This is a genomic window from Mesorhizobium sp. M1E.F.Ca.ET.063.01.1.1 (assembly GCF_003998155.1).
In the GTDB taxonomy this organism is placed as follows: domain Bacteria; phylum Pseudomonadota; class Alphaproteobacteria; order Rhizobiales; family Rhizobiaceae; genus Mesorhizobium.
The window spans coordinates 1-10,522 of record NZ_RZSC01000144.1 but is presented as its reverse complement, the minus strand read 5'-3'; the positions used below and the strand labels follow the sequence as shown (position 1 = coordinate 10,522).

The following is a 10,522-nucleotide window of genomic DNA, read 5'->3' as shown; positions in this document are numbered from 1 at the left end:
CGCCGCAACGGCGGTCTCGCTCCTGTCGCTGCACTCGGCGGATTTCCAGATGCTGTGCGGCAGCAGCCCGGAGATCGCGGAAATCATCCGCAAGACCGCGCTCGAGCGGCGCGGCGCATCACCGACGGCCTGACCATACTAGATGCGCAGTTCCAGACCGCAATGGTGCATCATCGCGACCCAAGATCGTCGCCAGCCTGATCGCGACCTGCCGGACCTTGCCGACATCAAGGCCAGGAGAGCGCCAAGCGGGCGCTGGAGGTGGCGGCGGCCGGTGGGCACAATCTCCTGATGGTTTGCTACATTAATTTCCACCCGAAACCCACATCGTCTCTGGTCGTCGCCGGGTGCTGCCTGAAGGCGTAACAGTGACCCTATCCAGCCGTTGCAAGCACGCTGCCGGAAGGCCTTGATCGGGTGGAAAATCGCCGTACTGCGCGCCTGTCGGAAACCACGTGATTGCGGAGGGACGTCGCCTAGCCTATGCGCTGAGGCTGGCTCACTCTAGCATCCGCCCGTTGAATGGAACCGCTACGAAGCTTACGGGCAGACCCGGGCCGCCGCGCTTGAGCACCTTGATCATGGCCTCAAACCCATAGAATCGTTACAGGGCGCGGTCGTCGAGCGAATTTTTCGGCAGCCTATTGATGTGCGACTTGGGACGCTACCGATATCAGTTCCTCGGGCTTCGGCGCCCTGAACGTTTGGAGACCAACCTCCAGAACTTCAGTGAAGCTCCAGCGCACGATGCCCTCCCGGTCGATTAGGAACTGACCGACAAGCTGCCCCTGGCCGGAAGCCATCATCTGCTGATCGGCTTCCGTAATCTCATATCCTTCCTTCTTGTTGAGTAACTCGTTCATTGCCATCACGTCCATAGGTTCTGGCAACTCGCCCGGAAGGTCAATCCGTATCGCCGTGACCGTGTCCATCCCGACCTCGCGCAAGCCGAAAGCACGATGCGAGGCCCGCTCCGGGTCGGACGCGGCGAGAAGGTAGGGCATCGGGTGGTAGCGGAAATAGAGCCGTGCCCGTTCGACCGGCGTATTGACCACTGCCAGGCATTCGACGCCTTTCTCACGCAGAGCCGGATTGAGTTGCGCCATGGCCGCGACGTGACGGCGGCAGAACGGACAGTGCAGACCGCGAAACAAACCGATCAACAACGGGCTACGGCCTCGAAAATCATTGAGCGCAATCTTGCCTTCGCGCGAGATAGCATCGAGCACTATATTGGGCGCTGGGTCGCCCGGCTGCAGTGGGCGGTCAACACTACACATGGACATGGACAAACTCCTCGCCCAAGCTCAGTCGGCAAAAGGCAGCAACACTACATTTCGGGTTGGGCCCGTGCTGGGCGCAAACTCCCGCGCCAGAGCAAACAGCGTTCGGCCTCTGCCATATTGCCGAGGTCAAGATTGCAAGCCCATCATAGCACGGAAAAAGCATCTGCGGCTCACGCGTATCGCGAGCCGTCTCGGGCGCCGCGGCAAACAGTGGTCGTCTCATCCGTGCCATGGGACGACCACAGCGGCGAGACCGACAGGATCTTTCAGATGCGCGTTCTAACGGTGCTCAACGTCTTGAAACTTGGGCGGCTTCGATGTGGCCGGAGCCAATGTGGCGAATGAATTTCACTCCGTAGCACTCCCGAATTGTTGTTCTGAAGGTCAGGTTCCGAAGCTTGTTTTTTGACGCTGAAGTCTGCGGCGACTAGGGTCGTCAACGGATCGTATCACGACACTTGCGAGGCTGGCCGGCAATGTCGGGAGCTGGCGCGACCTGCTCGTTCTGGCAGATGAGCCAACGGCACCTTTCCCCCCACCCATTGCTGCCCTTCCTGGGCCGTTTCTCCTTCCCGAAACCCGACGTCGAGCGCAACCAGCGCTCCTGACCCGAACCGGTCATAGACTACGACGAGGGCGATCGAGACGCGGGGATTTGCCGCCCGCAGCTTAGCGATTGCATCGCGTGCGGTCGATCCCGACCGTCGGGAGGAACCGAGCGTCTTAGCGATGCTCGCGCCGCAACGACAGCTGCTATCTGCGAGCGACCAGGACGTGAGCCTCTTGGGGGAACGTCAACTCCCCTCCACTTGAATAGATTGCCAGCGAGGAACTTAGATCACCCGTGATCGCTGTGATTACTGCGTCGCGATGTCCGGCATCCATTCCGCTCACCAGTCCAGCCTGGGGAGTTGCTGCTAGCTGTAGTCGCACGTATTCCTTTGGCGAGGGGAATCGGATGTTCTGGGTAATCGTGTGGACGGTCACATGGCGAAAGCCCGTGCCAGCCACCAGTCGGTAAAGCTCGTCAGCATCGGCGAGTGAATGCTCGGACCGTTTGGTTGCCGAAGCGCCTGGACCGAGATGTCGGTCCAAGGCATCTGCCAGAGCCTTCGCCGCAGGAGTGTGGTCAATAGCGCTGAAAACGCTTAAGGCCAGTCGGCCGTTAGGCACCAGCACCCGGAACATTTCACGTAGCGCACCCGATCGGTCCGGGAAAAACTGCAGTCCGAGCTGGCAAAGAACGAGATCGAAGGTGGAGTCAGTGAACGGCATTTCGAGCGCGCTTCCTTCGCACCAGTCAATACGCGGTCCAGCGCCTGTCGGGAGCGATCGAGCAACGGCAAGCATGCCCGTATTGATGTCGAGGCCGACGACCTGCCCCCCTCCCATACGCTCGGCCGCGACGCGTGCCACCACGCCGGTGCCGCAGGCGAGGTCCAGAACCCGCTCACCAGATTGAGGCGCAGCACGATCCACTAGGTCGGCGGCCCACAGGGCGGTAATTGCCGGGACCAAGTAACGCTCGTAGAGTTCCGCGCCGCTGCCTTCCAGCTGCCACTGCTCCTGCTGGGCCATAGAGTCCCTCCCGCACAACCAGCCGCTCGGGCAACGGGCCCGACCAGAGCTTTAAACAGCAATCATAAAGCGCGTGTATGTCAACCAGCAACCAGTGTGGAAACAGAGCAGATCGATGGAAGGTCCGCTCCCCCACCCTAACGAGACCTCTACTCCTGTCTCAGCGAATGTCCCCCGGCGCCTTCTTCGGCGAGATAGCGCTGATCAGCGGCGAACCGCGTATCGCGACCGTCAGCGCCGCAACGGCGGTCTCACTCCTGTCGCTGCACTCGGCGGATTTCCAGATGCTGTGCGGCAGCAGCCCGGAGATCGCGGAAATCATCCGCAAGACCGCGCTCGAGCGGCGCGGCGCATCGCCGACGGCTTGACCGTACTGCAGTCCCGGACGGTAGTGGCGTATCATCGCGGCCCAGGATCGTCGCCAGACGGCGTTCCTCTGTTCCCGTAATGTTCTTGCCTAAATCCAAAATCTATGGTTGTCTGACCTGACCTTGCTCGCGGGCTGATCGCAAATCCGCGCGCGAGCCGGCATCCGGGGGCTTGAGAAACATGGTGGCGCGGGTTCGCACGGTGGCTTTCCAGGGCATCGAGGCCGTGCCGGTCGATGTCCAGGTGATGATCGCGCCGGGCAAGGTCGGCATGCAGATCGTCGGCCTGCCGGACAAGGCGGTGGCCGAAAGCCGCGAGCGCGTGCAGGCGGCACTCCATGCATCGGGCCTGTCGATGCCTTCGAAGAAGGTGACGGTGAACCTCGCGCCGGCCGACCTGCCTAAGGAAGGCAGCCACTACGACCTGCCGATCGCGCTCGGCCTGATGGCGGCGCTCGGCGCCGTTCCGGGCGACATGCTGGCCGGCTATGTCGTGCTCGGCGAACTTTCGCTCGACGGCACCATCGCGGCCGTGGCCGGCGCGCTGCCGGCGGCGATCGGCGCCAATGCCGAGAACAAGGGGCTGATCTGCCCCTTCGCCTGCGGGCCGGAAGCGGCCTGGGCCGGCAAGGATTTTGACATCCTGGCGCCGCGCAGCCTGATCGCCATCGCCAATCATTTCCGCGGCACGCAGGTGCTGTCGCGCCCCGAGGCCGGCATCCAGCTCGCGGCGCGCGACCTGCCGGACCTCGCCGACATCAAGGGCCAGGAAAGCGCCAAGCGGGCACTCGAAGTGGCGGCCGCCGGCGGGCACAATCTTTTGATGGTCGGGCCGCCCGGCTCGGGCAAGTCGATGCTGGCGCAGCGGCTGCCCTCGATCCTGCCGCCGCTGGCGCCGAAGGAGCTGCTGGAAGTCTCGATGATCGCTTCCGTGGCCGGCGAGCTCGGCGAAGGCAAGCTCACCGACCGGCGGCCGTTCCGCGCTCCGCATCACTCCGCCTCGATGGCGGCGAGGGTCGGCGGCGGGTTAAGGGTCCGGCCAGGCGAGGTGTCGCTTGCCCATCACGGCGTGCTGTTCCTCGACGAATTCCCGGAATTCACGCCGCAGACGCTGGATGCGCTGCGCCAGCCGCTGGAGACCGGCGACTGCGTGATCGCACGCGCCAACCACCGCGTCACCTACCCGGCGCGCATCCAGCTGGTGGCGGCGATGAACCCGTGCCGCTGCGGCATGTCGGGCGAGCCCGGCTATCGCTGCCTGCGCGGCGAGCGCTGCCGCACCGAGTACCAGGCGCGCATCTCCGGCCCGCTGCTCGACCGCATCGACCTTCGGATTGAGGTGCCGGCGGTCTCCGCTAGCGACCTGATCCGGCCGGACAAGGCCGAAACGAGCGCCTCGGTGGCGCAGCGCGTGGCCCGCGCCCGCACCATCCAGCGCGAGCGCCTGGAAAGGCTGAGTGCTGCGGCCACCACCAACGCGCATTGCCCGCCTGCGATCATCGAGGAGATCGCCAGGCCCGATGGCGCCGGACTGGCGCTGCTTAAGGACGCCAGCGAGAAGCTCGCCTTTTCGGCGCGGGCCTATCACCGCGTGCTGAAGGTAGCACGTACGCTGGCCGACCTCGACGCCAGCGAAACGGTCGGCCGCATCCATCTCGCCGAAGCGATTTCCTACCGCATGAATGCGGAGCGGATGGCGCAGGCGGCGTAGATTTCAGCATTTTCCGTACAGCTTTTCGGCGCCACCCAAGCCATCGGAATACCTGAGCTATTCTCTGTTCGTCAGGATGGAATGAAATGCTTCTGGCATTCGGGACGAGTGTCTCTGGGAGCACATGGCCTCGGGCGGGGCTGCGGAACCTGCCTGAAATCATGCGGCTCGAATTTCACTGTTATTGTATTGCCAGTAGTACCCTTGAATTCACCGCCTGCGGTGAGAGCGATGGGAGCTAGACCCACACTCACCTTGCCATTGACATCCTTAACGACATTGATCGACATTTTGAACGTATTGGCGTCGGTAGATCCCTGCTTCAACTTCAGGCATACATCGCTGGCATCATCGCCACTCTGCAGAGCAGCGCTCCACAAGTTAACCATTGCTCTGGCTATCGGAGCCTTTTCGAGGGCGCCTGGTTGATAGTCCACCGGTTTGCTGCTGAGTGAGACCTCCTCTTGCACAAGGAGCGTTTGGCTGTCGGTTGTCACCTGGCTTGCCCCCAAATTACCTCCAACGGTTCCCCCACCTATTGGCATAGGGCTTACAACAGCACCGGCGCTTACAGTGCCCTCTGATGTTGAAAGCAATTCCATTTGACAGAAACTATATCAAATCCAATTAGGCCGTTGCCGCAAACCTTAGCTCGTGAGTTGGCTAGCACTGCAGGATACCCCAAAGACGACCTCTGGTATGCTGTATAAACTCCTATTTGACGTTTTACCTCGGCAACAACTTTATATACGTCAGACTGGCTGATTGGTTTTAACTTTTCAAACTGCGTTGAAACACAACCTTCTATAAACAAAAAAGCAACTACCGCAATTATGCCTAAGTTGCGCATAGCAATCCCCCTCGCTACAATTCCCCAATTGAAATTTCTGCTCCTCTTTCGTTAACTTATCAACTAAATAAGACTCAAAGTGCCCACGCTGGCCGACCTCGACGCCAGCGAAACGGTCGGCCGCATCCATCTCGCCGAAGCGATTTCCTACCGCATGAGCGCAGAGCGGATGGCGCAGGCGGCGTAGTCACAAGGAACCCGCAAGCGCGCCGGGTCCGTTTCTCCAAGCGGACCTTCCTTTGCCGGCGTCAAACGGCCTCTGGGATCAGCTTCTGCAATGTCGGCGTCATGATCGTGGCGAAAGCCGCAGTATCGCCATAGGTTCGCGCAGAAAGCATCGCCCCGTGCACGGTCGCCATGAAGGCCTCCGCCTCAACGCGCGGCGCAGCGGAAATTGTCAACGTGCTTTGCCGGGCGCCCCGCTCGATGACACCGGTCAGCCACCCCGAGAGAAACTGAAAATACGCCCGGACTTCCACGGCAACCTCTGGCGGAAGGGCCGGAAGCTCACTGGCGAGCAGTGCGCAGACGCAGAACGGCCGGCTCGCATCCTCAATGCAGCGAGCCCAAAAGCCGGCGTAGGTTCGAAGCAACTCAGGCGGCTCAGGCACATTGCGCTCAAGCTCCGCCATGCCCGTGACGGCATCCTCGAGGTAGCGCCTGACCAGGGTTTGCACCAGATCGACCTTGCTGGGGAAATGGTGGTGGATGCTGGCCTTGCGGATACCGATCACCTCGGCGATATCGGCGTAGCTGAACCCGTTGTAGCCGCCGGCGACGATGAAGCGTCGCGCGGCGGCCAGGATGTCATCGGCAGTGTTCGATGGCTTGTTCATAGACATGCCTAACGTCCAGCGGAGAAAACCTCAACTCACGGCCCGCGGCGACTTGCGAAGAGCGCCGCCGACCGACAGCCACACGGCGGACACGAGGAAGTAGAAGGCGCCGAAAGCGGCATAGGGCGCAACGTTGGCGATGCCAATGGCCTCCATGCCCCCGGCCATCTTTACGAAAAACAGGCCCGCCAGCGCCGATTGGGCGCCGCTCAGGATCATCGCCCACTGGGCGCCGTTGGTTTTCCAGCGACGCACCGCGGTCAGCAGCTGAAACACGCCGGAGCCAACGGCCCAGACGCCATAGACCGAGAGCACCGCGTTCATACTGTGACCAAGCGCGATCGTGACCGCGATCGCAGTGATGACGCTGACGACCAAATTGAGCAGCTGCGATTTGTTGCGGCTGAGCCCACCGGTGCGCCGCGCGTCAATGTAGTTGGCGAGCGCGTCCCATAGAGGGTAGGCCACCAGCATGACGGCGGCAAACGGTGGACTGTCTTTCGCGACCGTGAAAGCCAGCGCAACCCAGGCCGCCGATACGGCAAACCGCAGGAAATAATAGCTTTTGAGCCAGGCGTTTGAAGACAGGGCACGGCTTTGATCGTTCATTTGTGCAGACATGATGGGATCTCTCGTTTGACGAGCCTACCAACTAGTAGGTAGATTATGGATCGTCAAGGCATCGCCGATCACCTCGACATCTCATTTATGTGATCGGTCGTTCGCGTATAGCCGCGCATGGACCGCGCTGGCCGAAGATCTGTCGAAGCTGCGCGGGACGGGCCGAACTGAGGCTCCTGCTCAAATGGGCGCGCTACGTCCCTCTCCCCTTGAGGGGTGGGGCAATCGCATATGGCGCTCCCCCTCTCCGTCTCGGCTTCGCCGAGCCACCTCTCCCCCACTTTGTGGGGGAGAGGAACCCAAGCTTTTCAAGGCCGCGGCGTCAGCAGTTAGCGTTTCCTCGCCCCCATGAAATGGGGGAGAGGTGGCCGCGTAGCGGTCGGAGAGGGGAGCCAGCGCTGCCATATGCGATTGCCCTGCCCGTCGCCGCCTTTTTGAGCTGAACCGGACGGAGTGCGGTAGCGGTGACATCGCTTCGTGGCGTCGAAATGGGAGTCGGCGCGCACTTAACCCGGCCCTTCGGACCACCCCCCTCAAGGCAGGGCTATTGCATATGAGATTCTTGCGAAGAGAGACCCCCTCCCCCTGTGGGGAGGGGTTAGGGGTGGGGGTATTCGTAGGGCGCAAACCGTCGCTATCCATATGCGATAGCCCTGCCCCTCAAGAGGAGGGGCGCCGGCGCTACCGGCCTCAGGCTTGCTCCCGCGCCTTCAGCTCCAGCCGGCGCGCATGCAGCACCGGCTCCGTATAGCCGTTGGGTTGGACTGTGCCCTTGAAGACCAGGTCGCAGGCGGCCTGGAAGGCGATTGAGTTATCGAAGTCCGGCGCCATCGGCCGGTAGAGCGGGTCGCCGACATTCTGGCGGTCGACGATCGCCGCCATGCGCTGCAGCGAATCCCGCACCTGGATTTCCGAGCACACCTTGTGGCGCAGCCAGTTGGCGATGTGCTGCGAGGAAATTCGCAGCGTGGCGCGGTCCTCCATCAGGCCGACATCGTTGATATCGGGCACTTTCGAGCAGCCGACGCCCTGGTCGATCCAGCGCACGACATAGCCGAGGATGCCTTGCGCGTTGTTGTCGAGCTCACGCTGGATCTCGTCCGGCGTCCAGTTCGGCCGCACCGCCACCGGCACCGACAAAATATCGTCGAGCCTGGCCTTCGGCCGGCTCTTCAAGGTCGCCTGCACGGCGTGCACGTCGACCTTGTGGTAGTGCGTGGCGTGCAGGGTCGCCGCCGTCGGCGACGGCACCCAGGCGGTATTGGCGCCGGCCTTGGGATGCGCGATCTTCTGCTCCAGCATCGCCGCCATCAAATCGGGCATCGCCCACATGCCCTTGCCGATCTGGGCGTGGCCGGAAAGCCCGCATTCGAGACCGGTGTCGACATTCCAGGCCTCGTAGGCGGAAATCCAGGCGGCCTGCTTCATGTCGCCCTTGCGGATCATCGGGCCGGCTTCCATCGAGGTGTGGATCTCGTCGCCGGTGCGGTCGAGGAAGCCGGTGTTGATGAACACCACGCGTTCCCGTGCCGCGCGGATCGCTTCCTTGAGGTTGACGGTGGTGCGCCGCTCCTCGTCCATGATGCCCATCTTGATGGTGTTCTTCGCCATGCCGAGCAGCGCCTCGACGCGGTCGAAAATCTCGACGGCGAAGGCGACCTCGTCGGGCCCGTGCATCTTCGGCTTCACCACATACATCGAGCCCGCGCGGGAATTGGCGCACCGCCCGTTCGGCCCAACGTCATGCAGCGCGATCAGCGCGGTGAGCGCGGCATCCATGATGCCTTCCGGCACCTCTTGGCCCGCGCGGTCGAGGATCGCCTGATTGGTCATCAGGTGGCCGACATTGCGCACCAGCATCAGCGAGCGTCCGGGCAGCAGCAACTGGCCGCCATTCGGCGACGTGTAGCGGCGGTCCGGATTGAGCTTGCGGACAAAAGTCTTGCCGCCCTTGGTGATCTCTTCCGCCAGGTCGCCCTTCATCAGGCCGAGCCAGTTGCGGTAGACGACGACCTTGTCCTCGGCATCCACGGCGGCGACCGAATCCTCGCAGTCCTGGATGGTGGTCAAGGCCGATTCCAGGATGAGATCGGCAATGCCGGCCGGATCGGTCTTGCCGATCTGGTTGGCGCGGTCGATTGCAATCTCGATATGCAGGCCGTTCTTGACCAGAAGCACGGCCTCGGGATTCTCGGCATCGCCGCGATAGCCGGCGAACTGCTTCGGGTCGGCAAGCGTGGTGGCGCCGGCGCCTTCGCCGACCCTCAGTGCGCCGTTCGCCACCGAGAGCCCGTTGACGCCGGCCCATTTGCCCGTGGTCAGCGGCACGGACTGGTCGAGGAAATCCCTGGCCCAGGCGATGACCCTGGCGCCGCGCGTGGGATTAAACCCCTTGCCCTTCTCGGCGCCGCCCGTCTCGGGGATGGCATCCGTGCCGTAGAGCGCGTCATAGAGCGAGCCCCAGCGCGCATTGGCGGCATTGAGCGCATAGCGTGCGTTCATCACCGGCACGACGAGCTGCGGCCCGGCGACGACGGCGATCTCGGGGTCGACATTGTCGGTCGAGACACTGAAGATCGGACCTTCCGGCACCAGATAGCCGATCTCCTTGAGGAACCCCCTGTAGGCTTCCATGTCGACCGGCGCGCCGTTTTCGCGATACCAGCCGTCGAGCTTTTCCTGCATGGCGTCGCGTTTGGCGAGCAGCGCGCGGTTCTTCGGCGCCAGATCATGGACGATGGCTGAAAAGCCCTCCCAGAAGGCTTCCGGATCGATGCCGGTGCCGACTGCTGCCTCCTCGGCCACGAAGTCATGGAGCTCCCGGGCGATTTGCAACCCGGCGATCTCGATGCGGTCGGTCATCAGCACGTCTCCAGATGATAGGCTTTGCCGGGCCTTTGGCATGTTGGGGGTCAGGGGTCAATTCGGCTTAGGGTTAAGTAGGGCGGCGCGGCCTTCCCTTCTCCCCTTGTGGGAGAAGGTGGATCGGCGCGCAAGCGCCGAGACGGATGAGGGGTGTTCCAGCGGAGTGAGACGTCAGCTTTCCCTAGAGCACCCCTCATCCGTCGCCTTCGGCGACACCTTCTCCCACAAGGGGAGAAGGACGGGCGCCTACGCCGCGATCCGCGGCCGTCCCGACGCCACCGCCACGACATGCGCTTCGATGAACATGCGCTGGCCTTCGATGGTCGAGACCTTGAACTCGGTGGCGACGTCGATCTCGGCGCTGTCGGTGCCGGCATCCTTGGCGCGCTGGGCGGCGAGCGCCCGCA

General features: G+C 62.7%; 8 protein-coding genes and 1 pseudogene. 3 read left to right on the top strand and 6 right to left on the bottom strand.

All coding sequences use genetic code 11. From position 1 onward, the window contains the following. Nucleotides 1-255 precede the first annotated feature (255 nt). A complete protein-coding gene (locus EOA29_RS44010; protein ID WP_245464938.1) occupies nucleotides 256-366 on the top strand; it encodes an ATP-binding protein in 111 nt (36 codons plus the stop codon). Between the two features lie 275 nt (nucleotides 367-641). On the opposite strand, the gene EOA29_RS13305 is transcribed toward EOA29_RS44010, so the two are convergent. Further along, on the bottom strand, nucleotides 642-1,286 hold the full coding sequence (locus tag EOA29_RS13305; RefSeq protein ID WP_126090966.1) for a peroxiredoxin-like family protein: 645 nt from the start codon (nucleotides 1,284-1,286) through the stop codon (nucleotides 642-644). A 753-nt stretch (nucleotides 1,287-2,039) separates the two neighbouring features. Continuing rightward, entirely contained in the window at nucleotides 2,040-2,864 is an 825-nt protein-coding gene (locus EOA29_RS13300) for a methyltransferase domain-containing protein (RefSeq protein ID WP_126090967.1), read from the bottom strand. A 173-nt stretch (nucleotides 2,865-3,037) separates the two neighbouring features. On the opposite strand from EOA29_RS13300, the pseudogene EOA29_RS13295 reads away from it, so the two are divergent. Both EOA29_RS13295 and EOA29_RS13290 read left to right on the top strand, forming a co-directional pair. Then, nucleotides 3,038-3,232, top strand: a pseudogene (locus EOA29_RS13295) (cyclic nucleotide-binding domain-containing protein); the annotation flags it as partial. 181 nt (nucleotides 3,233-3,413) lie between these two features. After that, entirely contained in the window at nucleotides 3,414-4,943 is a 1,530-nt protein-coding gene (locus EOA29_RS13290) for a YifB family Mg chelatase-like AAA ATPase (protein WP_127220989.1), read from the top strand. Nucleotides 4,944-5,014: 71 nt separating this feature from the next. On the opposite strand, the gene EOA29_RS13285 is transcribed toward EOA29_RS13290, so the two are convergent. The 4 genes from EOA29_RS13285 to EOA29_RS13265 form a co-directional block, all read right to left on the bottom strand. Next, nucleotides 5,015-5,440, bottom strand: coding sequence for a hypothetical protein (locus EOA29_RS13285; protein ID WP_127220988.1), 426 nt, complete (start codon nucleotides 5,438-5,440; stop codon nucleotides 5,015-5,017). Nucleotides 5,441-6,041: 601 nt separating this feature from the next. Beyond that, entirely contained in the window at nucleotides 6,042-6,629 is a 588-nt protein-coding gene (locus EOA29_RS13275) for a TetR/AcrR family transcriptional regulator (RefSeq protein WP_126095685.1), read from the bottom strand. A gap of 30 nt (nucleotides 6,630-6,659) precedes the next feature. Continuing rightward, complete coding sequence (locus EOA29_RS13270) at nucleotides 6,660-7,250, bottom strand: DUF308 domain-containing protein (protein WP_126090970.1); 591 nt, start codon at nucleotides 7,248-7,250, stop codon at nucleotides 6,660-6,662. Nucleotides 7,251-7,940: 690 nt separating this feature from the next. Beyond that, the gene (locus EOA29_RS13265; RefSeq protein WP_126090971.1) at nucleotides 7,941-10,112 is read right to left on the bottom strand and encodes a malate synthase G; all 2,172 of its coding nucleotides are present in this window, start codon (nucleotides 10,110-10,112) and stop codon (nucleotides 7,941-7,943) included. Nucleotides 10,113-10,522: the final 410 nt, after the last annotated feature.

Excerpts from the sequence above, each read along its gene's own strand:
- EOA29_RS13300 (WP_126090967.1), bottom strand. The coding sequence starts at position 2,864 with ATGGCCCAGCAGGAGCAGTGGCAGCTGGAAGGCAGCGGCGCGGAACTC.
- EOA29_RS13265 (WP_126090971.1), bottom strand. The coding sequence starts at position 10,112 with ATGACCGACCGCATCGAGATCGCCGGGTTGCAAATCGCCCGGGAGCTC.
- EOA29_RS13305 (WP_126090966.1), bottom strand. The coding sequence starts at position 1,286 with ATGTCCATGTGTAGTGTTGACCGCCCACTGCAGCCGGGCGACCCAGCG.
- EOA29_RS13290 (WP_127220989.1), top strand. The coding sequence starts at position 3,414 with ATGGTGGCGCGGGTTCGCACGGTGGCTTTCCAGGGCATCGAGGCCGTG.
- EOA29_RS13275 (WP_126095685.1), bottom strand. The coding sequence starts at position 6,629 with ATGAACAAGCCATCGAACACTGCCGATGACATCCTGGCCGCCGCGCGA.
- EOA29_RS13270 (WP_126090970.1), bottom strand. The coding sequence starts at position 7,250 with ATGTCTGCACAAATGAACGATCAAAGCCGTGCCCTGTCTTCAAACGCC.